24 protein-coding genes and 1 tRNA gene are annotated in these 25,135 nt (G+C 66.2%); 15 read left to right on the top strand and 10 right to left on the bottom strand.

From position 1 onward, the window contains the following. Nucleotides 1–292 precede the first annotated feature (292 nt). The 4 genes from ADL03_RS46400 to ADL03_RS46395 form a co-directional block, all read right to left on the bottom strand. Complete coding sequence (locus ADL03_RS46400; RefSeq protein ID WP_082374072.1) at nucleotides 293–1,321, bottom strand: ImmA/IrrE family metallo-endopeptidase; 1,029 nt, start codon at nucleotides 1,319–1,321, stop codon at nucleotides 293–295. Between the two features lie 23 nt (nucleotides 1,322–1,344). After that, nucleotides 1,345–2,007, bottom strand: coding sequence for a hypothetical protein (locus ADL03_RS43930; protein WP_157529795.1), 663 nt, complete (start codon nucleotides 2,005–2,007; stop codon nucleotides 1,345–1,347). A 154-nt stretch (nucleotides 2,008–2,161) separates the two neighbouring features. Continuing rightward, nucleotides 2,162–2,644 (bottom strand): SLATT domain-containing protein, encoded by a 483-nt coding sequence (locus ADL03_RS47920; protein WP_197289180.1) that lies wholly within the window; start codon nucleotides 2,642–2,644, stop codon nucleotides 2,162–2,164. Beyond that, entirely contained in the window at nucleotides 2,644–4,074 is a 1,431-nt protein-coding gene (locus ADL03_RS46395) for an RNA-directed DNA polymerase (protein ID WP_082374071.1), read from the bottom strand. The genes ADL03_RS47920 and ADL03_RS46395 overlap by 1 nt, the downstream gene beginning before the upstream one ends. Before the next feature lie 161 nt (nucleotides 4,075–4,235). Here ADL03_RS46395 and ADL03_RS43925 point away from each other — a divergent pair, with 161 nt between their 5' ends. Then, the gene (locus tag ADL03_RS43925) at nucleotides 4,236–4,796 is read left to right on the top strand and encodes an HD domain-containing protein (protein ID WP_053739594.1); all 561 of its coding nucleotides are present in this window, start codon (nucleotides 4,236–4,238) and stop codon (nucleotides 4,794–4,796) included. On the opposite strand, the gene ADL03_RS43920 is transcribed toward ADL03_RS43925, so the two are convergent. Both ADL03_RS43920 and ADL03_RS43915 read right to left on the bottom strand, forming a co-directional pair. Further along, complete coding sequence (locus ADL03_RS43920; protein ID WP_053739593.1) at nucleotides 4,781–5,254, bottom strand: NUDIX hydrolase; 474 nt, start codon at nucleotides 5,252–5,254, stop codon at nucleotides 4,781–4,783. The genes ADL03_RS43925 and ADL03_RS43920 overlap by 16 nt on opposite strands. A gap of 10 nt (nucleotides 5,255–5,264) precedes the next feature. Next, entirely contained in the window at nucleotides 5,265–6,008 is a 744-nt protein-coding gene (locus ADL03_RS43915; RefSeq protein ID WP_053739592.1) for a DUF5919 domain-containing protein, read from the bottom strand. A gap of 158 nt (nucleotides 6,009–6,166) precedes the next feature. On the opposite strand from ADL03_RS43915, the gene ADL03_RS43910 reads away from it, so the two are divergent. The 8 genes from ADL03_RS43910 to ADL03_RS43870 all read left to right on the top strand — a co-directional run bounded on the left by ADL03_RS43910 (nucleotide 6,167) and on the right by ADL03_RS43870 (nucleotide 12,201). After that, complete coding sequence (locus ADL03_RS43910) at nucleotides 6,167–6,622, top strand: hypothetical protein (RefSeq protein WP_053739591.1); 456 nt, start codon at nucleotides 6,167–6,169, stop codon at nucleotides 6,620–6,622. Nucleotides 6,623–6,625: 3 nt separating this feature from the next. Further along, nucleotides 6,626–6,826: a hypothetical protein gene (locus ADL03_RS43905; RefSeq protein WP_053739590.1), complete on the top strand. Its 201-nt coding sequence runs from the start codon at nucleotides 6,626–6,628 to the stop codon at nucleotides 6,824–6,826. Continuing rightward, entirely contained in the window at nucleotides 6,826–7,086 is a 261-nt protein-coding gene (locus ADL03_RS43900) for a hypothetical protein (protein ID WP_053739589.1), read from the top strand. The genes ADL03_RS43905 and ADL03_RS43900 overlap by 1 nt, the downstream gene beginning before the upstream one ends. Further along, nucleotides 7,073–7,333, top strand: a complete 261-nt coding sequence (locus tag ADL03_RS43895; RefSeq protein WP_053739588.1) for an AMED_5909 family protein — start codon at nucleotides 7,073–7,075, stop codon at nucleotides 7,331–7,333. The genes ADL03_RS43900 and ADL03_RS43895 overlap by 14 nt, the downstream gene beginning before the upstream one ends. Before the next feature lie 324 nt (nucleotides 7,334–7,657). Beyond that, nucleotides 7,658–9,235, top strand: coding sequence for an FtsK/SpoIIIE domain-containing protein (locus tag ADL03_RS43885; RefSeq protein WP_197289179.1), 1,578 nt, complete (start codon nucleotides 7,658–7,660; stop codon nucleotides 9,233–9,235). Beyond that, nucleotides 9,232–10,836 carry a replication initiator gene (locus ADL03_RS43880; RefSeq protein WP_053739586.1) on the top strand — a complete coding sequence of 535 codons (1,605 nt, stop codon included), beginning with the start codon at nucleotides 9,232–9,234 and terminating at the stop codon, nucleotides 10,834–10,836. The genes ADL03_RS43885 and ADL03_RS43880 overlap by 4 nt, the downstream gene beginning before the upstream one ends. A 16-nt stretch (nucleotides 10,837–10,852) precedes the next feature. After that, on the top strand, nucleotides 10,853–11,047 hold the full coding sequence (locus ADL03_RS43875; RefSeq protein WP_030471743.1) for a helix-turn-helix domain-containing protein: 195 nt from the start codon (nucleotides 10,853–10,855) through the stop codon (nucleotides 11,045–11,047). Then, nucleotides 11,047–12,201 (top strand): site-specific integrase, encoded by a 1,155-nt coding sequence (locus tag ADL03_RS43870; protein WP_053739585.1) that lies wholly within the window; start codon nucleotides 11,047–11,049, stop codon nucleotides 12,199–12,201. Before ADL03_RS43875 ends, ADL03_RS43870 begins: the two co-directional genes overlap by 1 nt. Nucleotides 12,202–12,275: 74 nt before the next feature. Here ADL03_RS43870 and ADL03_RS43865 read toward each other — a convergent pair. Then, nucleotides 12,276–12,351: transfer RNA gene (locus tag ADL03_RS43865), tRNA-Lys, on the bottom strand. Nucleotides 12,352–12,541: 190 nt separating this feature from the next. Here ADL03_RS43865 and ADL03_RS43860 point away from each other — a divergent pair. The 3 genes from ADL03_RS43860 (at nucleotide 12,542) to ADL03_RS43850 (ending at nucleotide 15,847) form a co-directional block, all read left to right on the top strand. Next, entirely contained in the window at nucleotides 12,542–13,615 is a 1,074-nt protein-coding gene (locus ADL03_RS43860) for an aldo/keto reductase (protein ID WP_053739584.1), read from the top strand. A 97-nt stretch (nucleotides 13,616–13,712) separates the two neighbouring features. After that, nucleotides 13,713–14,825, top strand: a complete 1,113-nt coding sequence (locus tag ADL03_RS43855) for a serine hydrolase (RefSeq protein WP_053739583.1) — start codon at nucleotides 13,713–13,715, stop codon at nucleotides 14,823–14,825. A 14-nt stretch (nucleotides 14,826–14,839) separates the two neighbouring features. Beyond that, nucleotides 14,840–15,847, top strand: a complete 1,008-nt coding sequence (locus ADL03_RS43850; protein ID WP_082374097.1) for a serine hydrolase — start codon at nucleotides 14,840–14,842, stop codon at nucleotides 15,845–15,847. 9 nt (nucleotides 15,848–15,856) lie between these two features. Here the strand turns inward: ADL03_RS43850 and ADL03_RS43845 are convergent, their stop codons facing one another. Next, on the bottom strand, nucleotides 15,857–16,765 hold the full coding sequence (locus tag ADL03_RS43845) for a GTP-binding protein (protein WP_053739581.1): 909 nt from the start codon (nucleotides 16,763–16,765) through the stop codon (nucleotides 15,857–15,859). Nucleotides 16,766–16,780: 15 nt separating this feature from the next. Further along, on the bottom strand, nucleotides 16,781–17,596 hold the full coding sequence (locus ADL03_RS43840; RefSeq protein ID WP_197289178.1) for a TIGR03619 family F420-dependent LLM class oxidoreductase: 816 nt from the start codon (nucleotides 17,594–17,596) through the stop codon (nucleotides 16,781–16,783). 96 nt (nucleotides 17,597–17,692) lie between these two features. On the opposite strand from ADL03_RS43840, the gene ADL03_RS43835 reads away from it, so the two are divergent. The 3 genes from ADL03_RS43835 to ADL03_RS43825 are packed head-to-tail and all read left to right on the top strand — an operon-like array spanning nucleotide 17,693 to nucleotide 24,577. Next, nucleotides 17,693–18,220 (top strand): hypothetical protein, encoded by a 528-nt coding sequence (locus ADL03_RS43835; RefSeq protein WP_053739579.1) that lies wholly within the window; start codon nucleotides 17,693–17,695, stop codon nucleotides 18,218–18,220. Between the two features lies 1 nt (nucleotide 18,221). Further along, entirely contained in the window at nucleotides 18,222–20,147 is a 1,926-nt protein-coding gene (locus ADL03_RS43830) for a flotillin family protein (RefSeq protein WP_197289177.1), read from the top strand. Then, nucleotides 20,144–24,577 carry a DNA repair ATPase gene (locus ADL03_RS43825; protein WP_053739578.1) on the top strand — a complete coding sequence of 1,478 codons (4,434 nt, stop codon included), beginning with the start codon at nucleotides 20,144–20,146 and terminating at the stop codon, nucleotides 24,575–24,577. Before ADL03_RS43830 ends, ADL03_RS43825 begins: the two co-directional genes overlap by 4 nt. Here the strand turns inward: ADL03_RS43825 and ADL03_RS47915 are convergent. After that, a complete protein-coding gene (locus ADL03_RS47915; RefSeq protein WP_053739577.1) occupies nucleotides 24,574–25,080 on the bottom strand; it encodes a hypothetical protein in 507 nt (168 codons plus the stop codon). The two genes, ADL03_RS43825 and ADL03_RS47915, sit on opposite strands and share 4 nt — an antisense overlap. Nucleotides 25,081–25,135 lie beyond the last annotated feature (55 nt).

The raw sequence follows: 25,135 nt of genomic DNA, 5'->3' as shown, positions 1-25,135 counted from the left end.
AAGGCGGCGCAGCCGTCGCGGCAGTCGAGCGCCGTGCCCAGCCGGCCTGTGATGACTGCGCTGGCGCTCGTCGGGAGTCGGGACGAATCAGCTCTGGGGTGGGTGAGCCGTCAGTTGGCGCCCGAGGTCCGGCGCGCAGCGCCGCCCGGCCGACCGGCGGAGCGAAGCGGATGCCGGGAGTGCCGGGATGGATGTTGGTGCAGCGCCAGACCGCACGCGCCGCCGTGGCGGCGCCTTGATCCCGTAGAGCCAAATTCGGCAAGCATCATGATGTAGAGATGTCGTGCTACAGCTATGCGGCGACTGGAACCAGGTCGCGAACAAAGTCGCGGATGTCGTTTTGGTGGAGGGAAAGGCCAGTGGCAGCATCGCGAATGCTAACCTTCCCTGCCGGGCCGAACATCACTTTTCGAAGCAGCTGAGATGTTTCGGGGATGATGCCCCCTGGCTCTGATGATCGGTATCCTTGATCCGACAAAGTCATGCAAGTATTTCGATATTGCCAATCCGAGAGAAGGTGCAGCTCATGTAGGCGGTGCGTCATTGCCATCGCTGACACTTTCCAGTACGAGCGAGCTGCAAGAATGCGGGCCACGCTGGCGCTTCTCATGGATTGAGTCAGAACCGCGCTGCGGGGCATCAGGAAGCTGGCTGCGAAGCGATTTGCCTCAGATTCCCGTTCCTTCGACGTGCTCAGCTCCATATCCTGCTCGCTGTGTAGCACCAGGTGGGCGAGCTCATGTGCGAGGTCAAAGCGTTGACGTTCCGCTGACTTGGAGGTGTTCAGGAATACGTAAGGCGTGCTGTCTCGAATGAAGCAGAATGCGTCTATGTCAACCAAAGAATGTTGGATGGCGGCAATTCGAACCCCATTAGATTCGAGTAGATGAACCATGTTAGTGATGGGGCGGTCGCCGAGATTCCATCGGCGACGGACAAACTCAGCGGCAAGTTCGGGAGAAAATTTGTCCAGTGACGGGACACTGGATCCAGGAAGCTTGAACTTCTGCTCGATCACTGAGAAGAACTCGACAGCGAGGCTGGCGCTGGCCAGCACGGCATCGCGTCGAGTCGAAGTTGTCTTGCTCAACTTGCGGAAGCTGGCAGCCTCGACCGGCACAGGTTCAACCGACTCGCGTTCGAAGAACTCAGGCGGAACCGCCAGGGTGTTGGCGAGTTTGAGCAGTATCTCGTCGCTAGGTGTCTTGCCGTTCTCGTAGCTGGTCAGGGAGCGAAGCGACACGCCGCTTTCGCTGGCCAGCCTTGTGAGGGTCCACGCGAGTCGTTGGCGCGCGACCTTGAGGCGAGATGGATTGAACATGTGTGGGGTGGGTTGTAGTGCGGTTAGTGGGGCTCGACAGTGACGTTGTAGGGGCCGGTGTCGTCGTCCGGGTCGTCGAAGATCGACAGGTCACCATCAAGATCCAGGAACCCGATGATGATCCGGTCGTCCCACTCTGTCACAACTCCGTTGGAGGTCATCTTGGCGGGGCGGGACAGCTCAAGGTTGAGACCGCGCTCTGTGCGCTCATGGACTAGCAGCCACAGTGGCGCCGCCTCGGCCGCGGCGACCAGGTTCGCGTCTTGTGGAGCCGTCGGCACCTCAAACAGTGCCTCCATGAGCTCTGCCTGCGGCCCGGCCAGCGAATCGCGTGTCGCTTGGCCTTTACGTCGAGTGCGGGGCTGCTGGCGTCGGTCAGGATTCGCAACGTTGCTGCCTGAAGCGATGGTGAAGGAGCGGACGCCCGTAGGGTGGAGCAGGCGCGGCTGCTGTTTCACGTACACCAGCCGCCAACCAGCGTCGGCGAGCAACAGGTGAAACTGCTCCATCGCGTCGTGGTAGACGTCGGTCCCTGGCGTGGAACGCAGCGCCATCGACGTGCGATTAGCCGCACGCGAGAGTCCAGGACGTAGCGCGGTGTGGACGATGTCAGTGGACAGGCCGAAGGCGCGCAGACGACGTTCGCCGTCTGGAGGCGTCGCGGAGATGGGGACCGAGCTTGTCATGGCAACCCCCTTCTGGCAGCTTGCGCGAAACGCTACCACGATCGTGGTTGAATTTCGCGCAACGCGCGGAGGTGGCAGTCCGCTGCTGCTGGTCGCGCCAGGTGCGGCGCTCGTGCGCTGCGCTGTGGATGGCTGGTGACGTCGAGGATGCTGACTAGACGCTGCCAGCCTTGATCCGCTTGCTGGCCTTGCCGAAGTGCCGGTTGGGTACGGGCTCGTCGCGAGATGCGATCGCTTGGTACTGGTCGGTGAGGCTTCGCAGGGACTGTCGTACAGCTTCGGGCGACTCTGCCTCGCCAGCGAGGGTGATTGCGAGCTGTACCTCGTGTTTAAGGGCCGTGTACTTACGGGCAGATTCTTTGTATGAGGGTGCTTTTCTTTCGGCGCCCAAGAACGAACCGGTCGCCGCCATTAGTCCTGCCATAGCTGACGCCACGCCCCAGCTTTTGTCCCATCCGAGCGCTACCAATGTGCCGGCTGCGGCTGAAAGGATCGCAGGGATGAACACGATAGTCTTCCCCCAGAGCTCGGCGCTCTTGGCGGCTTCGAAGTAAGCCTGAGCGTTATACTTACAGCTTTCGGCCAAGGACCTTAAAGCTTCTATAGTGGGGGCATCGGTCTGGCTGGAAGTTGACACTAAAGGCTCTCCTTGGGCAGCGGAACCTTTGGTTCCTGAAGAAGATATGATGCGGTCCATCGAATTAGTGTAGGTTCCTTAGTTAGCCCACTTAGCATCCGTGCTGGGCAGTATCGGGACTCATACATGGCTATCAGGAGTGCTCGGCGCATATATAGGTTAGATTCGGACTCGTATGCATGTTTTATGCGCGGTCCGTCGCCGAATTTCGACGTTCTTCCGATGTATCTCGTTGCAAACTCGCGAACGAAGGTTTCGGTGTTGCTGTCGTCAAGAGCCAGCCAAGCCAATTCTCTGATGGCTCGATCGTCGATCTGTGCGGTTAAGAAATATCTAAAAATCTCCTTCTTTAGGTGTGGATTCAGCCAAGAAGTGTTTCTTGTGAGCTTCGAAAGGTGTCGAGATATTCGCCCTGTCTCGCTCGGGAAGTAGTGCAGGTAGTCGAATATTGTTCGTGCGAGATGCGGACTTCTGGCTAGGTTATCAAAAGCCCATCCGATCGCGTAGTCAACTCCGAACTGCCCAAGTCGCCTGAGTGACCATCGAATATCTCTGGTGGACAACGGGTCGGCCTCTGATGCCTTGACGAAGAACGCCTTCACTTCGTCTGGCGATGAGGTTGACCCTATATCGATATTGTACTGGAGGGCTTCCTTTTCGGTGTCGTCGAACTTGCTTAGAGCTTCGTCGGGCTCGTAGATCCGAGTCTTTGAGGCAGACATCGAAAGGCGCTTAGCTCGAAGGATCTTGTTTATGTCGGAGATGGCTTCTCTTAGCTCCTCCCAGTCTCTGCTGAAAATATCTATGTCGTCGGAGTATCGGAAGTATCGAAGCTTCCTGCGTTTCAGATATTCGTCTACAGGCGTGAGATAGAGATTGGCGAGAAGGCCGGAAGCATCGAGGCCTTGAGGGAGACCCCACGCGTGATGGGCTTCCTGAAAGCCGTCCAGAAACCCACGCAACCGTCCAGGATTGTAGTTCCCGATATCTAGGTAGTCGATATCATCGACTAAGATTCCAAGGTCAATCCCCTCGTAGAATGATGAGATATCGGTCTTGGCAAGCTTAAGCGTTCCGTCCTTCTTGAGAAGGGAACGACAGCGGCGCTGCATTCTTATCCACGATCGAATAGGCGCACGAAATCCGTTGTCATTCCATAGCCATCGGTAGCTATGTACTGCTCGGCCGATCATGTTGTCTATGGATCGAGCTATCTGGAATACTAGTGTGCTGTAGATCAGGTGGTCGTCGATTGTGAATCTGGCCAGTGGTCTAACATTGATTACGTCTTTAGGGTAGTCGACGATTTGTACGCCTGTCGGGCGGACATTTTCGTCATAAATGCGGGTAAGTACGTGTGGAGTAATCTGGTCTCGGAGGGCTCGGGCATCGTGCCAATCGGCAATGTCATTGATATCGCCGATTCTCATTTCCCAATCTAGGCAGGCCCATGCGGATTGCACGCTGGACTCTGCGGTCCTGGCGGATGCTCTGCGAATCACGCGTCCTGCCTCCAGTCAGGTGCTGTTACCTATCTCTATCGGCCTCAGGCGTCGGGGCGTTAACCCGCTACTCTGCCGTCGTGGGATCGATGGCGAGGCAAGCTGAGCAGGTCGCGCGAGAGCTACTTCAAGACGAGCTTCCTAGGCGATGGGAGCACGTCCAGGGTGTTGCCAGGCGCGCCGCTATGGCCTCGCCTCTCTTCTCGGTCGACGATGCTGACCTGCTCGTGGCGGCTGCCCTGCTGCATGACATCGGGTACGTCGACCGCTTGTCGACGGCCAGATTTCATCCTCTGGATGGCGCTCGATACCTTCGCGCGCAAGGGTTTCCCCGGCGTCTATGCGCGCTCGTAGCCCATCACTCGTGTGCGTACCGGGAAGCAGAGCTTCGCGGCCTAACCGCTGACCTCGCGGAGTGGGTAGACGAGGCGTCAGACCTACGCGACGTGTTGTGGTGGGCTGACATGACCACTACGCCCAATGGCAAGCCGACCAACATTGATGATCGTATCGAGGAGATTCAGAAGAGGTACGGCCCTGAGGACCTGGTGACGTTCTTCATTCGGCAAGCTAAACCAGAGTTGGTTGGAGCAGTTGTACGTACGGAGGAACGGTTGCAGGCTGCTGGGATCGGCTACACCGCGAAGTAGGGCGACGTGCGCTCCTCGAACCCGTGCTCGATCCGAAGCCGGATGGATGGGTGGATGTTGAGCGCGTCGAGGTCTCCGCGGCTTACCCAGTGAACTTCGCTGGACTCGTTGCTGGTCCGCAGTTCGCCGCCGACCGCTCGCGCTCGGAAGCAGATGGAGAACTGCTGCCGCACCTCCCCGTCGGTGTACGCGATGACGTGCGCGGGGTCGGAGTACACGCCGATGATGTCGACGGGCTCGACGTCGATCCCGGTCTCTTCCTTGACCTCGCGGATGACGGTGTGGCCGATGGTCTCGCCGACGTCCTGCGCTCCGCCGGGGATCGAGTACAGGTCGTTGTCGGTGCGCCGGATCATCAACAGCCGGCCTTGCTCGTCCTGCACGAACGCCGTCACCGCCACGACGATGTTGGTCGCCTTCGGTGCGTTCGGGTCGTTGTAGTGATCGGTGCGAGCCATGCCTACCTGCCTACCACTTCGGCGGCTTCGCGCCATCCCAGACGCCCTGGAAGCTCTCGGCGTACGTCTCGAACAGGTCGCCCCCGGACAACCGCCGCATGTGCAGAACCGGTGCGTGAGCTGCCATGAAGCCGTGCACGTGCGTGTTCACGAGCATCTCGTCATCGAACCGGTAGATCGAGTTGTAGAGCGTCGTGCCGTGAACTCGAATCTCGACGCCCGGCACCTCGGTCAACGGCTTGTAGACCGCAAGCGCGTTCCGGATCTTCGCACCGAGCGTCCCCTTGCCGATCCCTTCCTCTTCGCTTCGGCGGGCGACTTCCCGACTTGCGGGGTCTCCGAGCAGCAACCGGACCCTGACTCCGCTCTCGGCCTTCTGGCGAAGCGTCCTGATCAGGGCCGGGTTGTCCACGAGGAACATGCCGGCATAGACCAGGATCGAGACGCTGATCTTCGACTGCTCGATCAGGTGCCCCCAGATCTCCTGCGGCACGGCATGGCGGTGCGCATAGACCTGGACGACCTCGGACTCGTTGATCTCTTTCTTCTTCTCCGGCGCGACGGCGTCCGGCCAGAGGTAGGCCTCTGACTCGCGGACCATGGCAGCGATGGCGTGCCGGTGGCGAGGGTACGGCGTCCGGTCCTGCGTGATCCACCGTTCGACGGTCTTAGGGTCTACGCCGGTTGCCTTTGCGACTTCATCGAAGCCCAAAGTGTTGCGCAGCAACGCATCCCGCAGGCGTTGGTTCGGCATAATCCACCCTTCGTACAACTAGGGACGACTTCAATGTAACAAAGACGTCTGTAGTTGTCCTGTTGTGTGGTGTTGACGTCCTGTCGATTCGTCGAAAGTCGTAGTGGTCGAGACGTCGGGGAACAGCCCCGACCGGCACGAACGACAGGAGAACGACGATGGCGATCACAGGTGGGAGCAGGCTCCCGGCGGGTCACGACTTCGTGTTCCCGAGGGGTGCGCTCGTGATGGGCGTCGAGCCGGTGCTCAAGTTCCAGTCCGCGGAGGACCGCGCCAAGGGACTTCCCGTGGAGCAGGAGGTCGACAAGGACAACGGCCTGCTCGTGTGGTCGGTGCTGGTGATCGACCAGGCGGCGGAGCGCAAGACGGACGCGGCGGTCACGGTCAAAATCTCCGCGCCTCACCGACCCGTCCCGCCGGAGGCAATCCCCGGCACGGACATCCGGCCGGCTGTGTTCGAGGGGCTGACGGTCACGCCTTGGATCGACGACAAGGGTTGCCGTGGTGGCCACGTCGGTGAGCGTCACCGCTGCCGGGCGAAGCTGGGCTACAGCCTGCGCGCCACCGGCATGAAGGCGGCCGTCGCGTCCAAGCCTGCTCCCAAGGCGGCGTGACCCGTGGCCGACTTGATGCGTCTGCACCTGACGGCGAACCTGCCGATCCGGGTGGAACCGCTCGTCTTCGCCGGGCGGGTCGAGTTCCGGCTAGGCAACGCGTTCCCGGCCGTGCTCGTGGTCGACGCGGAAGCACTGCCTCGCCTCGCTGAGGCGGTCGCCGAAGGGCAGGCAGCTCTCGACGGGGCGCGGGGTGGTCGGTGATGGGGTTCAACGCCACCTGCACGCCCGGTCAAGACGCGGGCGCGGCCATGGTGCGGGTGACACCGGAGGTTCCAGCGCTGGCCATATACCTCGACCCGGTCAACATCTCGATCCAGCTCCCGCCCTTCCCTGGTGGTTCGGACGTGCTGATTCGGTTCTGCCGCGAGCTGTCGCGGGAGGCGGCCAAGCTGGCTGACCACCTCGGCAACCAGGAGGGACGTCACGCGCTGGTGGAGGAGGCTCCCGATGTCAGCGGCTGAGTCCGTGCACTGGGGAGCCGCTGAGCAGGTTCGCACGCTGAGCGAGGCGCACGACGTGCTGAGCAAGCTCATGCCCAACCCCAAGGCCGCCCCGGCTGTCCTGCGGGACTACCACCTCCGCTCGGCCGCTGTCTACGCGCGGGTCGCTGAGACCGATCGCAGTCACCACCACGAAGCCGTCTACTGGGCGAACCGTGAGCGCGAGAAGGGGGAGGCGATCAAGGTCACCGCGACGGAGAAGAAGTAGCAGAAGTCCTTATTGGACAGAGCGCGTGACTCTGCTGGGTCACGTGGCGATGCCGCATGTCTTGTTGCAGTGCAAAGAGAACGTGAGACGCAGGAGCGGAATCCGGCTACCAACCTTGCCGCTCCTGCGTTGTCCACCCAACTCAGGAGTGAACAAGATGAGCGTAGAGCCTGGGCGCATTCCTTCGCCAGACAGGGCCACGAAACAACTGCTCTGGGATCGGATGATCGCCAGCAAGCAGACCGTTTCCAGCTACGTCGTGATGATCGACGGCGGCAGCCTGGAGACGTTGGAACTCACCGCTGCTCAGGCTGAGGGCTTTGAGTGCCTGACCTGCAAGTCACAGCACACCACGGAGTCGGGAGCGTTCCGGCCTGTTGGGCGCATCCCGAGCGTTGGCACCGTCTTCCAGTGCCTCAAGTGCGCTGGCGGTGCGCGATGAAGGGCAACCGATGGGTCGATCCCGCACCGTTCGAGGGTGCACGTCCGCAGGTTCCCTGGTGGGTGTGGCTTCCCGGCTGGGTCAAGGTCGTACTCGCGCCGTTCGCGATGCTCTGGCTGATGGTGCGCCTGGCGGTGAGACTCGCGGTTCTCGGCGTGCGATACCCGATGGCTGTCACGCTCGGCCTCGGCGGCTATGCCGGCTACCGGCAGTTCGGGCTGTCGCCGCTGGTCCTGGCGCTGCTGTCGCTCGTGTGTGCATTGGCCCTCTGGTACGGCTTCGATCGAGAGTCGTTCCTGCGGCACGGCTGGTATCGGCTGCTGACGGAGTGGCGTCGGCTCACGGTCTACGTGCCGCAGTGGCGCACCGTGATGCGGCTGGCTGAGCTGACCAAGGACAACCGGGGGAAGGAGTACCGGCCGAAGCTGCGCCGTGTTCGCTCTGAGGGCTGGCGGGACAAGGTCCGGGTGCGGATGATCCCGGCTCAGTCGCCGGAGCAGTGGGAAGCACGGCGGGACAACCTGGCGCACTCGTTCAACGCCCGGTCTTGCCGGGTGCGGGTGCTCAAGCCACGCGTGCTTGAGCTCGACTTCATCCACTCTGATCCACTGTCGCGGCCGGTCGTCGTGCCGCAGCTCGCCGACGCCGGAGAGGTCGACCTCAAGCGCGTGGTCGTCGGGCAGACCGAGACCGGGAAGCCCTGGCGGTTGAAGCTGCTCGGCTCTCAGGTCCTCGTGGTTGGCGTGCCTGGTGCGGGTAAGGGCTCGGTGTTGTGGTCGATCGTGTGGCAGCTCGCCCCGGCCATCAAGGCTGGCATGGTGCGGCTCGTCGGGATCGATCCCAAGGGCGGTATGGAGCTGGGGCAGTGTCCGGACGCGTTCGAGAAGGTGATCTACGACAATGGGCCGGAAGCTGTTGCCCTGCTTGAAGAAATCGCCGTAGAGGTCAAGGAACGCGCGGCGCGATACCGGGGTATCCGGCGCTTGTGGGCACGCGGCACGGGCGAGCCGTTCACGGTCCTGATCGTGGATGAGCTGGCGGACCTGATCGCCTACCAGCCGGACCGAAACCTGCGGGAACGTGCGACGCGGGCCGTGCAGACGATCACCTCGCAGGGACGTGCTCCCGGCTACGCCGTGGTCGGCCTGGTCCAGGACCCGCGTAAGGAGGTCGTCTCCTTCCGACACCTGTTCACCACCCGCGTTGCGCTGCGGCTCGATGAGCCGGTCCAGGTCGACATGGTGCTGGGGGATGGCGTTCGGCAACGTGGCGCGGCTGCTCACGAGATCAGCGAGAACACGCCTGGTGTCGCCTGGCTCAAGGAGGACGGGCAGCGCGAACCAGAGAGGGCACGGGCCTTCCACGTCACGGACGCGGACCTTGTCGAGCTGGGCGTCTACCTCGCCCCGGCCACCGTGCACGAGTTCCCGACCAGCGGTGAAGGGAGGGCGGCGGCGTGACCGAGTACCTGACTCGCTCGGAGCGGATGAAGCAGCCGGCCGCGCTCGACATCGCTCGTGCCGTCGCTGAGGAGCACGGCGTCTGCGTCCGGCCGTTGGCCAAGGAACGGATCGACCTCGACACCGGACGCGTCGACATCGTCCCGGTGCCATGCGGCTCGACCGTGGCCAGTGTGTGCCCCACCTGCGCTGAGAAGAACCGGCGTCTGCGGATGGCGCAGTGTCGCGAGGGATGGCACCTGACGGAGGAACTCGACTTCACGCCGGACGCTCCGAGCGACGATCAGCGGAAGTTGACCGCCTACCGGGCTGACCTCGTGAAGGCCTTCCGCCTGGCCCTCGATGAGGGCGACGAGGTCGGAGCGGAGGAAGTTCGGGAGGAGGTCGCGGAGGTCGATGCCGAACTTCGGCAACTCGGAGTCCGCGGTTCACTCCCCTCCCTGGAAGTGCCGCTCAAGGCAGCTCGGAAGCGGTCGACCAGGCGGCGGCAGGACGCGCCCAACCTGCCTCGGAGGCCGGTCAGCAAGCGCACGGTTGGGAAGGTGTTCGGGGGCAAGTACCAGCCATCGACGTTCCTCACGCTGACGCTCGACACCTACGGCAAGGTGCGCAGCGACGGCACGCCTGTTGACCCGGCGACCTACAACTACCGGCGTGCGGCTCGGGACGCGGTGCACTTCGCCGCGTTGCTCGATCGGTTCGTCCAGAACCTTCGTAGGTGCGTTGGGTGGGAGGTCCAGTACTTCTCGACGGTCGAACCACAGCGTCGGCTTGCTCCGCACTGGCACGCGGCGGTTCGGGGCTCGATCTCACGGGCGGAGTTGCGGGCGGTCGCTGAAGCCACCTACCACCAGGTCTGGTGGCCTGAGCATGACGAGATCAAGTACAGCGGCGACAACCTGCCGGTGTGGGACGTCCGGACGAAGGGCTTCGTTGATCCGCAGACACGGAAGGCTCTGCCTACCTGGGAAGACGCGCTCGACCAGGTGGAGCGGCCCGCGCACGTCGCTCGGTTCGGGGTGCAGGTGCACTCCAAGGGCATCCTCGGCGGGACTGAAGAGGCCGGCCGCCACATCGGCTACCTGACCAAGTACCTCACCAAGAGCATCAACGAGTGCTTCGAGGCGCAGACGGCCCGCCAAGAGGACCACGCCGAACGGCTCTGCGCTGAGCTCGCGGTCACGCCCTGCTCGCCGCAGTGTCCGATCTGGCTGCTCTACGGCGTCCAGCCTCGCGGGGCTCGGCTGTCGACGGTGCCGGGCAAGTGCAAGGGGAAGGCGCACAAGCGGACCACGCTCGGCGTTGCTGGGCGACGGGTGCTGGTGTCGCGGAAGTGGTCGGGGAAGTCGCTGGCTGACCACAAGCACGACCGCAAGGCGTTCGTTCGGCAATTGCTGGCCGATGTCGGGATCAAGCCCGATGACCAGCCACAACGCCTCGTCTGGAACAACGTCCAGCCCGGCGATCCGAACGTGCCGCCACGGGCGCACCTGCTGTTGAGCGCCGTCGCAGAGCGCCGCAGGTGGAAGGCCGAATACACGGCCGCGCTGCTCGCATCCGCCGGACCTCCGGGGAGTTCGGCAACACCTGAGGCTGCCTGATCTAGGGGAGAACATCATGGACGCACAACAGTTTGAGCCACTGTGGACAGTCGGCGACGTCGCACTCTTCTTGAACGTCCCGGTCCACACGCTCTACGGCTGGCGAACGAAGAACTACGGCCCGCCTGCTCGACGGGTAGGGAAGCACCTGCGGTACCTGCCCTCGGAAGTGCGGAGCTGGTTCGAGCACCTGCTTGAGGAGGCGGCCTGATGGGACGTCTGCCTTTGGACATCGGCACGTATGGCTCGATTCGTTGCTATGAAACGGATTCAGGCTGGCGTGCGACCGTGAAGTATCGCGACTACGACGGCAAGACGCGGACTGTTGAGCGGTGGGGGAAGACCAAGAGCACCGCAGAGCGGAAGGGACCGTCCGGCAGTTCGCTGACGCGTGAGAGCCGGTTCAAGGAAGCCTTGGACCAGTGGTTCACGAAGTTCCAGGCACTCGCTGACGCTGGGAAGAGGTCGCCGAGCAGCGTCGACACGTACCGAAGCATCATGGATCGGCACGTGCTTCCTGGCCTCGGTGAGCTGCGGATTCATGAGATGTCGGTGGCACGGATCGACGCGTTCCTGAGCGCGCTGTGGCGGTCGATCAGTGTGGACACGGCCAAGACCGCTCGCTCGGTGATCTCGGGGGCCTTGCGGATCGCTGTGCGGGACAAGGCGCTGGACACGAACCCAGTCCGGGAGGTGGAGCCGCTGGAGGCTGGGCGCAAGAAGAGTCCGCGGGCACTCACGCTGGAAGAACGAATTCTCTGGCTGGAGATGCTGGAGTCTGACCCCAAGGCCGTGAAACGGGACCTGCCTGACCTGTCGCGCTTCATGATGGCCACGGGTGTCCGCATCGGTGAGGCGTTGGCCGTCTATTGGGAGGACGTCGACATCGAGGCCGGCACGGTCGCCGTGAACTACACGGTCATCCGGGTCAAGGGCGTCGGGCTGATTCGGAAGTCAACCAAGACGGAGGCTGGTGAGCGCACGCTTCTGCTGCCGCAATGGGCGCTCGACATGCTGAAGCGGAGGCACAAGGCCACCAGCTTCTCGAACGGGCCGGTCTTCCCAGACGCCCTCGGCGGGCTCCGTGACCCGTCCAACACCCGGAAGGACTTCCGGGCGGCTCGTGGCGGGGACGAGTTCGCATGGGTGACCTCGCACGTGTTCAGGAAGACGGCGGCCACCATTCTCGATGAGTCGGGGCTCTCTGCGAGGCAGGTCGCGGACCAGCTCGGCCACGCGCGGCCATCGATGGCCCAGGACACCTACATGGGTCGCAAGACGGTCGACAGGCGCGCTGCTGACGCCCTGGAAGGGGCGCTCGAAGAGCCCAAAGATGATCAAGCGGAAGACGACGAAGTTGAATGACCAGCGGTTTTGTGTGGGTTAAGTGTGGGGCCAACCGGACAAAGCGAAACCCCCAGGCCTGTGACCTGGGGGTTTGGTGGGCCGCCAGGGACTCGAACCCTGAACCCGAAGATTAAAAGTCTCCTGCTCTGCCAATTGAGCTAGCAGCCCTCGCCGCCACAGCCTACCGATCGCCATCCCACGATGTCCCTCGGGTTCCCCACGTCACGGTTGACAGACCCACCCCACACAACAACCACCGAGAGGATCAGGCAAGCACAAGCCCGGATCGAAGTACCGGAACCCGCCCCACCCAGGCTTCCATTGGAGTACAACACCAACCCTCCAAGGAGCCAACGACATGCCACTCGACCACTACGTCACCCTCGGCCGATCCGGCCTCCGCGTCAGCCCCTACGCCCTGGGCGCGATGACCTTCGGCGACGACCCCGGGTCGGCGGGGTGCAGCGTCGAGGAGTCGGAGAAGATCCTCGCCACCTACCTCGACCGCGGCGGGAATTTCATCGACACGGCCAACTTCTACACCAACGGACACTCCGAGAAGATCCTCGGCGACTACTTCGGAGCACGCGGGAACCGTGACCGGGTGGTGCTCGCGTCCAAGTTCTTCTTCAACATGCACCCCGGCGACCCGAACGGTGGCGGGGCCGGGCGGGGTGCGGTGCGCAGGCAGCTCGAAGAGACGTTGCGCAGGTTGAACACGGACTACCTGGACCTCTACTGGATGCACAACTGGGATCGGAACACGCCTGTCGAGGAGACCATGCGGGTTCTGGACGACCTGGTGGGATCGGGCAAGGTGCGGTACGTCGGGTTCTCCAACACGCCTGCCTGGGTGACGGCGCGGGCGCAGACGATGGCGGAGCTCAGGGGGTGGACGTCGTTGGTGGCGTTGCAGGTCGAGTACTCGTTGCTGGCGCGGACCGTGGAGGGGGAGGTGGCGCCGGTGGCGAGGGAGCTGGGGATGGCGTTGGTGCCGTGGAGTCCGCTCAAGAACGGGTTCCTGTCGGGGAAGTACCGGCGGAACGCGCGGGTCGGTGACTCGGAGCGGGCGAAGTTCGTGGGTGGGCCGTCAGAGAGCGAGTTCGGTGTGATCGATGTTGCCGTCGGGATTGCCGAGGAGATCGGCAGCACTGCGGCCGCGGTGTCGTTGGCGTGGCTCAGGCAGCGGCCCGGCACGGTGGTGCCGATCATCGGTGCGCGGCGGGTGGAGCACCTGGTGAGCAATCTTGAGGAGGTGCACCTCAGTGACGAACAGGTTCGCAGGCTTGACGAGGTGTCCACACCGGAGCTGAACTACCCGGCGCCGCTGCACGGGGAGCTGCGGGCGATGTTGCAGTTCGCGGGGACCACGGTCGACGGCGAGGCGTCGAGTGTCTACCCGCCGCTGCTCATGAGCGACGTCCGGTACTAGGTGGAGCAGGCTCTACCTGATCAACGGCAGTGGGCCTGACTGTGTGCGCGGCGCGAAATTGGAATCGTCTTCCTCAAGCCGAACGAGGGGACGAACGATGAAGAAGACGCTGGTAGGAGTGATGGCGGCGGCCATGCTGTGCAGTGGAACGGCGATGGCCGCGCCGGCGGGGCAGGTGCAGAAGCAGCTCGACGGGCTTGCCAAGGAGTTCCCCGCCGCGCTGGCGACCACGAGTGACGCCAACGGCAGGACGACGGCCTACACCGCGGGCACGGCCGAACTGAACAAGCGGGTTCCGGTGCCCAAGAACGGGCAGGTGCGGGCCGGGTCGAACACCAAGGCGTTCGTGGCGGTCGTGGTCATGCAGCTGGTGGCGGAGGGCAAGGTCGAGCTGGACGCGCCGGTCACCAAGTACCTGCCGGGTGCGATCAAGGACGACCGGATCACGGTGCGGCAGATCCTCCAGCACACCAGCGGGCTCGCGAACTACACGAACTACCTCGGGCTCGACAAGTTCGAGGACATGCAGCACCGGTACGTCGAGCCGTACGAGCTGCTGGCCGCCGCGAACCAGCAGCCGGTGACCGGGCAGCCGGGCGAGAAGTTCAAGTACAGCAACACGAACTACGCGCTGGCCGGGTTGATCGTGCAGAAGGTCACCGGGCGGCCGATCGCGGAGAACGTCGACCAGCGGATCGTGCAGCGCCTCAAGCTCAAGGACACCTACTGGCCGAGCCAGGGTGAGCAGGGCATCCGCGGCAAGCACCCGCACGGCTACAGCCTCGTCAAGGGTGTGCCCACCGACGTCACCGAGCTCGACCCGTCGTGGGGCTGGGCGGCCGGGCAGATCATCTCGTCGACCAAGGACCTCAACACCTTCTACCAGGCGTTGATGAAGGGCGACCTGGTGCCTGCCAAGGAGCTCAAGGAGATGCGCAAGACGGTCACGACCGTCGGCGAGATGTGGCCGGGCGCGGAGTACGGGCTGGGCATCGTCAGCTCGCCGCTGACCTGTGGCGGCAAGTACTGGGGCCACGGCGGTGACATCCACGGCTACGAGACGCGTGGTGGTGTCACGGAGAACGGCCGGGCGTTCTCGATCGCGGTGACGGCGCTGCCGGGCACCTTCCAGAAGACGCCGGAAGAGGGCGCCAAGGCGCACGAGGCCGTGCTGGCCACTGTGGACACTGCCCTTTGTGGTGCCAAGTGAACTTACTGGCGGCCATGACGGCGCTCAGCCTGCTCACGCCGATCCCGCAGCAGCTCGACCAGATCGTCAAGGACGGCATGCCCGGCGTCGAGATGCACGTCGGCGACAGGGACTACGCCAAGGGCAACGCGCCGCACAACGGGCGGGTGCGGGTCGGCAGCATCACCAAGTCGTTCGTGGCGGTGACGGTCCTGCAGCTCGTCGGTGAGGGCAAGGTCGAGCTCGACGGGCCGGTCAACCGGTACGTCCCGCGCATCACCGACAGCCGCATCACGGTCCGGCACGTGCTGCAGCACACCAGCGGTCTGCCGGACTACGCGATCGCGATCGGGGTCAGGAAGATCGAGGACGTCCGCAACCGGTACTTCGAGCCGTACGAGCTGCTCGAAGCGGGGCTCCGGCAGCCGGTGACCGGGCAGCCCGGCGAGAAGTTCGGCTACAGCAACACGAACTACGTCACCGCGGGCCTGCTGGTGCAGAAGGTGACCGGCCGGCCGCTGGCGGAGGAGGTGCAGCGCAGGGTGATCGACAAGGCCCACCTGCGGGACACCTACTGGCCGGCGCAGGGCGAGCGGGGGATCCGCGGCCGGCACGCCCGCGGTTACGTGCTCAGCGACATGCTCGACCCGAAGTCGAAGGTGGTCGACGCGACGGAGCTCGACCCGTCGTCGGCCTGGGCGGCCGGTGCGCTCGTCTCGACGCCGCGGGACGTCGCCGAGTTCTACGAGACGCTGCTCCAGGGCGGTCTGCTGGCCAGGCCGCAGCTCGACGAGATGCGCAGGACGATCCCGATCGACGACCGGACCGCGGTGGGGCTCGGGCTGGAGAGCACGAAGCTGAGCTGCGGTGGCGTGTACTGGGGTCACACCGGCGCCATCCAGGGGTTCTCCTCGTTCGGTGCCGCGACCGACGACGGGCGCGACACGGCGGTCACGGCCACCGCGATGCTCGGCACCTACGGAGACCCGCAGCGGACGCTCAAGCAGATGCTGGACGTGGTCGACACCGCCCTCTGCAAGTGACGCGAGCGGTCAGCGAGCGTACCGCAGCACCCACAGCATCTCGTCGGCGCTGACCGGTTCCAGTGCGACACAAGCGAGCAGCCAGTCCGTCAACGAGTCCGCGTCGATGCCCGTCCCGATCAGCACCAGCTGAGTCGGGGCGGGCTCGACCTGTGTGAACGACACGTACGCGCCGACGGTGTGCAGCATGAACGTGCCGTGCTCGAACCGCACGAAACCCTTGGCGCGGAACAGGCCGGGTGGCCGCGCGGCGAGGAAGTCCATGAACAGCTTCGGGTGCATCGGCTCGTCGGACGAGAACGTCACGCTGTCGTAGGCGGCGTGCGCGTGCGTCGAGTGGTCTTCCAGGTCGTCGAACGTCAGCTGGCGCGGGCCCAGGTCCGGTGGCCGCACCTCGAACAGCAGCGCCGGGTCGATCCGGCCGTACGACACCGCGACCACCGGTGCCTCGCACGGCAACGCGGGCGGTGAGGCCACCCGGTCGACCTTGTTCAGCACCACCAGGTCCGCCAGCGCCAGGTCGCGGTCCAGGTGGTCGACGGCGCCGAGCTCCACGGCGTCGACCACGTAGATCAGTCCGCCGTACGACACGTTCGGGGCCTGCAGCACCATCCTGACCAGCGCGGACGGCTCGGCGAGCCCGGACGCCTCGATCACGATGACGTCCAGGTCCGCCGAGGCCAGCGTGTCCAGCATGTCCGCCAGCTCGGAGCCGTCGACCGCGCAGCACAGGCAGCCGTTCGACAGCGTCACCATCGAGTCGACCTGCGCCGACACGGCGAACGCGTCGATGTTGACCGAGCCGAAGTCGTTGACGACGACGCCGATCCGCGTGCCGCCGGACGTGCGCAGCAGGTGGTTGAGCAACGTGGTCTTGCCGGAGCCGAGGAAGCCGGCCAGAACGACGACGGGGATCACGGCCGTTCAGGCTACCTACCGCAGTGCGATCAGCTGCGCCAGCGCCTCGTCCAGCGGCAGGTCGATCGACGACGGGAACACGAGCAGCTGGTCGACGCCGAGGTCCTCGTACTGCCGCACGACCGACGCGTCCAGCCCGGCCGTGGCCACCACGTGGATCTCCAGCGCGCCGAGCGCCTCGGGGCGTTCGGTGATCGCGGAGAGCCTGCGCAGCCGCTTGAGGTTCGCCGCCGTCTCCTCGGGGGTGCCGACGCCGATCCACGCGTTGCCGCGGGTCAACGCCCTGCGCAGCGCACCGTCGCTCGCACCGCCGACGGCGATCCGGACGTTGGCCGGCCGCGGCTGGGCGTCGATGCCGCTGAACGAGACGTGCCGGCCCGCGAAGGCCGGTGCCGGGGAGTGCCACAGCTCCCGCATCGCGTCGAGGTACTCGTCGGTGCGGCGGCCACGACCGGCGAACGGCACGCCGACCGCGGCGAACTCCTGGTGCAGGTAGCCCGCGCCGACGCCGAGCGTGAACCGGCCGCCGCTGAGCACGTCCAGCGACGCCACCTGCTTCGCGAGCACCACCGGGTTGCGCTGCGGCAGGATCACGATGCCGGTGCCGAGCTCGAGCCGGGTCGTGGCGGCGGCCACGAAGCTCAGGTTGACCAGCGGGTCGAGCAGCGGCGTGTCCGGCTCCGACGGCGACGGGTCGGCGCGCGGTGAGGGCAGCACGACGTGCTCCGCCGCCCACCACGACCGGTACCCCAGCGTCTCCACCAGTTCGGCCAGGCGCAGCGTCTCGGCCGGGGCGATCGAGCCGCCCGTGTTCAGTCCCTGAACCCCCATGTCCATGTTCCGGGCAACGACCGGGTGACGCCGGTCATTCCCCGGAATGCAACGGATTCGGCGTTTCGCGCATCAGAGTGCCGAGAGGGGGCGACGATGACCGAGTTCCTGGCCGCCGCGCTGGCGTTTCCGACCGTGCTGTTCAGCTTCCTGGTGCTCCTGGTGCTGGCGTACTGGCTCACGGTCGCGCTGGTGGGCGTCGACTTCGACGCCCCGGTGCTGCCGGTCTCGATCTCGCTGTTCGTCGTGATCACGTGGTTCGCCGCCCTGGTCGGCACCGTGCTCACGCCGGAGAACAAGCTGCGTTACGTCGTCCTCGCCGGGGCGCTGCTCGTGGGCGCGTTCGCCACGAAGATCGTGCTGATCCCGGTCAGGCGCTGGACGCGGCCGGAGAAACCCCCCTCGCGCAACGACTTCGTCGGCCGCACCGCGGTCGTGCGAACCGCTCGGGTGACCGAGCACTACGGCCAGGCCGAGGTCACCGCGGCCGACGGCGGCACGGCCGTCGTGCAGGTGCGGGCGGCCCACAGCACGGAGCTGGTCGCCGGCCAGACCGCGCTGATCTTCGACTACGACGCCGAAGGCGAGTTCTTCTGGGTCGTCGACATCACCACAGGGGGCTGACATGGGTGCCATCTCAACGGGGTTGCTGGTGCTGATCGGGGTGATCGCCGTCGTGCTGGTCATGGCGATCATCGTGATCAGCAGGCTGTTCAAGAAGTGCGAGCAGGGCAAGGCGCTGATCGTCTCCAAGATGCGCAAGGTCGACGTGACCTTCACCGGCACGGTCGTCCTCCCGGTGCTGCACAAGTGCGAGACGATGGACATCTCGGTGAAGACCATCGAGATCAAGCGGGCCGGCAACGAGGGCCTGATCTGCAAGGACAACATCCGCGCCGACATCCGCATCACGTTCTTCGTGCGCGTCAACAAGACCGTCGAGGACGTCATCAAGGTCGCGCAGGCGATCGGCACCGAGCGCGCGAGCCACGAGGCCACGCTGCAGGAGCTGTTCAACGCCAAGTTCTCCGAGGCCCTCAAGACCGTCGGCAAGCAGCTCGACTTCGTGGACCTCTACACCCACCGCGACGAGTTCCGCGACCGGATCATCCAGGTCATCGGCACCGACCTCAACGGCTACAGCCTTGAAGACGCCGCCATCGACTACCTGGAGCAGACGCCGCTCAAGCAGCTCGACCCGGCGAACATCCTGGACGCGCAGGGCATCCGCAAGATCACCGAGCTGACCGCGATCGAGCACGTCAAGACCAACGAGTTCACCCGCAACGAGGAGAAGGAGATCACGCGCCAGAACGTCAGCGCGCGTGAGGCGATCCTGGAGCTCGAACGCCGGCAGGCCGACGCCGAGATCAAGCAGAAGCGCGAGATCGAGACCACCCGTGCGCAGCAGGAGGCGGAGACGCAGAAGGTGCAGGCCGAGGAACGCCTCAAGGCCAACACCGCGTTCATCCGCACCGAGGAGCAGCTCGGCATCCAGACCGAGAACAAGGCCCGCGAGATCGCCGTGGCGGAGAAGAACCGCGAGCGCGTGATCGCCGTCGAGACCGAGCGGATCGAGAAGGACCGCATGCTGGAGGTCATCGCGCGCGAACGGGAGACCGCGCTGCGCATGATCGAGAAGGACAAGGAGCTGGAGCACGAGCGGCGCGCCATCGCCGACCTGGTGCGCGAGCGGGTCGCCGTCGAGAAGACGGTGGCCGAGCAGGAGGAGAACATCAAGCGGCTGCGCGCGGTCGAGGAGGCCGAGCGCGAACGCCAGCAGATCGTGATCCGCGCCGAGGCGCAGGCGCAGGAGTCGCTGGTCAAGGACATCAAGGCCGCGGAGGCCGCCGAGCAGGCCGCGCAGCACCAGGCCCGCCAGGAGGTCCTGCTGGCCGAGGCCCGCAAGCAGTCCGCCGACCTCGACGCCACCGCCAAGATCCGGCTCGCCGAGGGCGTGCAGGCGGAGGTCGCCGCGAAGGGCCTGGCGGAGGTGCAGGTCAAGGAACGCGACGCCGCCGCCGTGGAGGCGCTGGGCCGCGCCGAGGCCGTGGTCGGCCGCGAGAAGGCGCTCGCCGACGCCGAGGGCATCAGGGAACGCCTCAAGGGCGAGGCGGAGGGCCTGTCGCACAAGGCGGAGGCGATGGCCGCGCTGGACACCGCGACCCGCGAGCACGAGGAGTTCCGGCTGCGCCTGGAGGCGGAGAAGGAGATCCGGCTCAAGGGCATCGACGTGCAGCGCCAGGTGGCCGAGGCCCAGGCGATGGTCCTCGCCGCCGGGCTGGAGAAGGCCGACATCGACATCGTCGGCGGCGACACGATGTTCTTCGACAAGATCGCGGGCGCGATCACCGCGGGCAAGCAGGTCGACGGGTTCGTCGGCAACTCCGACGTGGTGCAGGCGCTGGGCGCCAAGTGGATGGACGGGACGAACAACTTCCCGGAGGACCTGACCAAGGTGCTCAGCTCGTTCACCACCGGTGACGCGCAGAACATCGCCGCCGCGATCGCGCTGACCCAGATGGCCAAGAACAACGGCCAGCCCGCATGACAGCACCTGTCTCCCCTGGCCTCGACGCGGGCACCTACGAGGTGCTGCGGGCCCGGCTGGCCGAGCAGGCCGCCGGGCTCGCCCGGAGCACCGAGGCGCTGAACGACCGGCGCGTCGAGACGTTCGGCAGCACCGCGCTGGAGCTCGTGGCCACCGAACGGATCCGGACCGCGAACAACTGCGTGCCGCGCGACATCGTGCCGCTGGGCGAGCAGATGTTGTTCGGCTACAACGTGTTCCTCGGTCTCAAACAGGAGACCGCGGTCTCGGACGTCTTCGCGGTGCACGGCAAGGACTTCGGCCCGGCCGACGCGAACTTCCTGGCCGACCCCAGGTTCCGCGCCGACTTCGCCGAGCTCTACCGGTACTACCGCGACACCAGGCTGCTGCAGCTGCGGATCGTCGAGTCACGGCTGCTCGCGGTGTTCCAGACCGGCGCGCGGATCGAGGACATCCGCGTGCTGCGCTGGGACGTCGCCGTCGACGGCACGGTCACCTACCTCGACAACCGCGGCGAACGCGACCACGTCTTCCCGCCCGCGCACGACTTCACGTGGGTCGAGACGACCCGCGAGCAGCACGTCCTCGGCCGGCACCCGCACATCGCCATCGACAACGAGGTGTTCGTCGAGACGGTCGGCGGCACGCTGACGGTCAAGGTCGAGAACAACACCGAGACCGGCGAGGGCGTCTACTCCGAGCCGGTCGACGAACCGCTGCAGAGCCTCGCGGACGCCGACGTGCACTACGCGCGCGTCGGGCCGTTGATCCTGCTCAGGGTCCTGCCGTACAAGGAGACCGAGTGGCGGCACCTGGTCTTCAACACCCGGACCAAGGCCGTGAGCAGGCTCGACGGCATCGGCCAGGCCTGCCAGCGGCTGCCGGAGGACCAGGGGATCATCTTCCCCGGCGGCTACTACCTGGTCACGGGCGACGACAAGACGTTCGACGTCGACACCGGGGACCTGGAGTTCGAGCGGGTCATCCGGTCGGCCAACGGCGAGGACGTGCTGTACGTCTTCCACGCCCGCCGCGAGGGCCGGTCGTTGCTGCTGCCCTACAACGTGATCCGCAAGGAGGTCGCCACCCCGCTGGTGTGCCACGGCTACTCGCTCTTCGCCGACGGCACGCTGGTGATCTTCCGCGAGACCGGCACCGAACCCGTGCGGGTGCACCCGATGCAGGTCTGGCGCACGCCGTTCGTGGCGGACGAGGTGCTGCCGGAGGACACCGGCCCGCTCGCCCGCATCGGCAACGCCGAGCTGGTCCGCGGCATCTCCGACTGCCTGTCGGTGACCCGCATGGCCGCCGAGATGACCCCGGCCGTGCCGGTGTTCGAGGGCCTGATCGCGCTGTGCACCAGGGTGGTCGACAACGTCCACTGGCTCGCCGAGCTGGGGCTGCGCGACGACGTGCTGGCCGTGCGGTCGACCGCCGAGCAGGTGCTGGACGAGTTCGAGTCGGTGCGCGCGCTCACCGAGCACGCGGCCGGGCAGCTCGCGGAGGCCGGTGAGAAGCTCGCCTCGCTGATCCGGCTGTCCCGCTCGGCGGCACCGCGGTCGGCCGACGAGTGGGTGCGGCTGCTGGCCGACCTGCGGTCCGCGCAGGGCCGCCTGATCACGTTGCGGGACCTGCGGTACGTCGACCTCGCCGACCTGGAGCGCCGGGAGGCCGAGCTCGTCGAGGCACTGGCCGACTCGGCGCGCAGGGCGGTCGCGTTCCTCAGCGCCGAGGGCGCGTTCGCCCAGTACCACGAGGAGATCGACCGGATCGCGGCCACCGAGCTCGTGACCGCGGCCGAGGCCACGCCGCTGCGCGAACGCCTGGCACGGCAGCAGGCCGGTCTGGAGGTGCTGACCGAGGTCGTCAGCACGCTCGACGCCGCCGACACCACGACCCGCACGCAGATCCTGGCCGGCATCGGCGAGGTGCTGGCGGCCGTGAACCGTGCACGGGCCACTGTGGACGGACGCAGGCGAGAACTGGCCGCCGCGGAGGGACGGGCCGAGTTCGCCGCGGAGTTCGCGCTGCTCGGCCAGGCCGTCACCGGCGCGCTCGCGGTCGCCGCCACCCCGCAGGCCTGCGACGACCAGCTCGGCCGGCTGCTGCTGCAGGTCGAGAACCTGGAGTCGCGGTTCGCCGAGTTCGACGACTTCCTCGCCCAGATCAGCACCAAGCGCACCGACGTCTACGAGGCGTTCTCGGCGCGCAAGCAGACGCTGCTCGACGAACGGGCGCGCAAGGCCGACCGGCTCGTCGGGTCGGCGCAGCGCGTGCTGGACACGATCCGCCGCCGCGTCGGGAAGCTGACCTCGGTCGACGAGATCAACACCTACTTCGCGGGCGACCCGATGGTCACCAAGGTCCGCACCGTCGCCACCGAGCTGCGCGAGCTCGGTGACGTCAGGGCCGACGAGCTCGACGCGGATCTGCGCGACGCCCGGCAAGAGGGAGGCCGGGCGCTGCGGGATCGGACCGATCTGCACGACGGCGCGTCGATCGTGCTCGGTCGTCACCGCTTCCCGGTGACGACCGAGCCGATGAACCTCACCGTCGTGCCGCGCGACGGCCGGATGTTCTTCGCCGTCACCGGAACCGACTACCGCGGTGAGGTCACCGACCCGGAGTTCGCGGTCACCCGGCCGTTCTGGGACCAGCTGCTGGTCTCCGAGACGCCCGAGGTCTACCGCTCGGAGCACCTGGCGGCGTGCCTGCTCACCGAGGGCCGCACCGACGTGTCCACGGCCGCCGCGGAACGCTACGACGAGGGCTACGAGAAGGGCGTGCACGACCACGACGCCGAACGCGTCCTCGTTGTTCTACAACGGTTGCACGCCGGCGCCGGGCTGCTCAGGTACCCGCCGTCCGCCCGTGCGGAGGCCCAGCTCTTCTGGGCCGCGCAGGCGGACGACGACCGTGCCGTGTGGACGCGCAAGGCCGAGTCGCTGGCCCGCGCGCGCACGATCTTCGGCGGCACGCACGGAATCCCCGAGCTGACAGCGCAGTTCGGCATCGAACCGCTCGCCGCCGAGTACCTGTTCGAGGAACTCGCTTGCGCGCCAACGGGTTTCGTCACCAGCAAGGCGGCGCGCGCGGTGATCGACCGGTTCCGCGCGGTCGTGGACGAGGACCTGCGCGACCGCGACCTGATCGAGGCGTGGCTGCGGGCGTTCCTCGGCGACGAGGACTGCCCGGAGTTCCCCGAGGTGGTCGCGGTCCTGCTCACCGACCTGCCGCGGTACGACTCCAGCGCCGCGCTGAGCGAGACCGTCACCGGCCTGCTCGGCTCGCACCCGCGCGTCGCGGACCGGTCGCTGGACCTGCGGCTGGACGAGGCGCTCACCCGGCTGCGGCGGTTCCGCACCGAGCACGTGCCGGCGTTCCGCGCCTACCAGCGCCGCCGCGACGAGCTGCTGGCCGGGGAACGCCGGCGGCTCAAGCTCGACGAGTACCGCCCGGCCGTGCTGAACACGTTCGTGCGCAACAGGTTGCTGAACGAGGTCTACCTGCCGTTGCTCGGCGACAACCTCGCCAAGCAGCTGAACGACGGCACCGGCCTGCTGATGCTGATCTCCCCGCCCGGCTACGGCAAGACGACGCTGGTCGAGTACGTCGCGAACCGCCTGGGCATGGTGTTCGTCAAGGTCAACGGCCCGGCGCTGGGCAGCGGCGTCACGTCCCTCGACCCGAGCGAGGCACCGAACGCCACCGCACGCCAGGAGGTCGAGCGGATCAACTTCGCGTTCGCCCTGGGCTCCAACGTCCTGCTGCACCTCGACGACATCCAGCACACGTCACCGGAGCTGCTGCAGAAGTTCATCTCGCTGTGCGACGCCCAGCGCCGCGTGGACGGCGTCTGGGACGGCGAGGCGCGCACGTTCGACCTGCGTGGCAAGCGGTTCGCCGTCTCGATGGCCGGCAACCCGTACACCGAGACGGGCCGCGCGTTCCGCGTTCCCGACATGCTCGCCAACCGGGCGGACGTGTGGAACCTCGGCGACGTGCTGCACGGCCGCGAGTCGCTGTTCGCGTTGAGCTACCTGGAGAACGCGTCCTCGTCGAACCCGACGCTCGCGGGCGTCGACGTGGAACCGCTGGTGCGCATCGCGAACGGCGAGGACGTGCGGACCGGCCACGACACCGTCCAGCTCGACCGGATGCTGTCGGTGCTGAAGAAGATGCAACGCGTCCAGGAGGTCGTGCTCAGGGTCAACCAGGCCTACATCGCCTCCGCGGCCGGCACGGACACCGAACCGTTCCTGCTGCAGGGCAGCTACCGCAACATGAACCGGATGGCCGCGCGGATCGTGCCCGCGATGAACGACGCCGAGGTGGAGGCGTTGATCGACGACCACTACCTGGGCGAGGCGCAGCTGCTCGGCTCGCGTGCGGAGGCGAACCTGCGCAGGCTGCGGGAGCTGAAGGGCTAGCGGCAGTCCAGGTCGTCGCGCTTGCGCCCGTCGGGACCGCGGATCTCGATCGGGTGCAGGTGGTTCTCCTCCAGGAACCTGCACAGCTCCTTCGGCGGCAACGGCCACGGCAGGCAGCGCTCGAAGTCCTTCTCGATCAGCTTGTCGAAGTACTTCGAGTCGCAGCGCAGCAGGTCGAACACCGGGCGCCGGGGCGGAGACGGTGGTGGCGGCGGCCGGTGTTCGGTGCCGGGCGGTACCGGCCGCGGCAACGAGGTCGCGGGCGGTGGCGGAGGAGGCGGCGGTGGGGGTGGCGGCAGGAACGTGTCGAGCACCACGGGACCGACCGCGGACACAGTCGTGGCGGCGGACGCGATCACGGTCTGCGGCGGCGGGGGTGGCGGCGCGACCAGGCGGATGTCCACCGGGCGGTCCGGCGGTGCCGCCATCAGGGCCGTGACCAGGGCAGCACCGAGCATCGCCACCGCGGCCACGACGTAGCCGCGGCGTGTGGCACCACTCATCGCACTCCCCAGGTCCGGATGACGTGTCCGCTGCCGTCCCCGTGGAATCGTTGCG

Source organism: Nocardia sp. NRRL S-836 (genome assembly GCF_001279525.1).
Lineage (GTDB): Bacteria > Actinomycetota > Actinomycetes > Mycobacteriales > Pseudonocardiaceae > Lentzea.
This window is presented reverse-complemented; position numbering and strand designations above follow the sequence as displayed.

Coding starts and splice junctions, on each gene's coding strand:
- ADL03_RS46400 (WP_082374072.1), bottom strand. CDS start 1,321: ATGTTCAATCCATCTCGCCTCAAGGTCGCGCGCCAACGACTCGCGTGG.
- ADL03_RS43930 (WP_157529795.1), bottom strand. CDS start 2,007: ATGACAAGCTCGGTCCCCATCTCCGCGACGCCTCCAGACGGCGAACGT.
- ADL03_RS46395 (WP_082374071.1), bottom strand. CDS start 4,074: ATGAGAATCGGCGATATCAATGACATTGCCGATTGGCACGATGCCCGA.
- ADL03_RS43925 (WP_053739594.1), top strand. CDS start 4,236: ATGGCGAGGCAAGCTGAGCAGGTCGCGCGAGAGCTACTTCAAGACGAG.
- ADL03_RS43920 (WP_053739593.1), bottom strand. CDS start 5,254: ATGGCTCGCACCGATCACTACAACGACCCGAACGCACCGAAGGCGACC.
- ADL03_RS43915 (WP_053739592.1), bottom strand. CDS start 6,008: ATGCCGAACCAACGCCTGCGGGATGCGTTGCTGCGCAACACTTTGGGC.
- ADL03_RS43910 (WP_053739591.1), top strand. CDS start 6,167: ATGGCGATCACAGGTGGGAGCAGGCTCCCGGCGGGTCACGACTTCGTG.
- ADL03_RS43900 (WP_053739589.1), top strand. CDS start 6,826: ATGGGGTTCAACGCCACCTGCACGCCCGGTCAAGACGCGGGCGCGGCC.
- ADL03_RS43895 (WP_053739588.1), top strand. CDS start 7,073: ATGTCAGCGGCTGAGTCCGTGCACTGGGGAGCCGCTGAGCAGGTTCGC.
- ADL03_RS43875 (WP_030471743.1), top strand. CDS start 10,853: ATGGACGCACAACAGTTTGAGCCACTGTGGACAGTCGGCGACGTCGCA.
- ADL03_RS43870 (WP_053739585.1), top strand. CDS start 11,047: ATGGGACGTCTGCCTTTGGACATCGGCACGTATGGCTCGATTCGTTGC.
- ADL03_RS43860 (WP_053739584.1), top strand. CDS start 12,542: ATGCCACTCGACCACTACGTCACCCTCGGCCGATCCGGCCTCCGCGTC.
- ADL03_RS43855 (WP_053739583.1), top strand. CDS start 13,713: ATGAAGAAGACGCTGGTAGGAGTGATGGCGGCGGCCATGCTGTGCAGT.
- ADL03_RS43850 (WP_082374097.1), top strand. CDS start 14,840: ATGACGGCGCTCAGCCTGCTCACGCCGATCCCGCAGCAGCTCGACCAG.
- ADL03_RS43840 (WP_197289178.1), bottom strand. CDS start 17,596: ATGGGGGTTCAGGGACTGAACACGGGCGGCTCGATCGCCCCGGCCGAG.
- ADL03_RS43835 (WP_053739579.1), top strand. CDS start 17,693: ATGACCGAGTTCCTGGCCGCCGCGCTGGCGTTTCCGACCGTGCTGTTC.
- ADL03_RS43830 (WP_197289177.1), top strand. CDS start 18,222: ATGGGTGCCATCTCAACGGGGTTGCTGGTGCTGATCGGGGTGATCGCC.
- ADL03_RS43825 (WP_053739578.1), top strand. CDS start 20,144: ATGACAGCACCTGTCTCCCCTGGCCTCGACGCGGGCACCTACGAGGTG.
- ADL03_RS47915 (WP_053739577.1), bottom strand. CDS start 25,080: ATGAGTGGTGCCACACGCCGCGGCTACGTCGTGGCCGCGGTGGCGATG.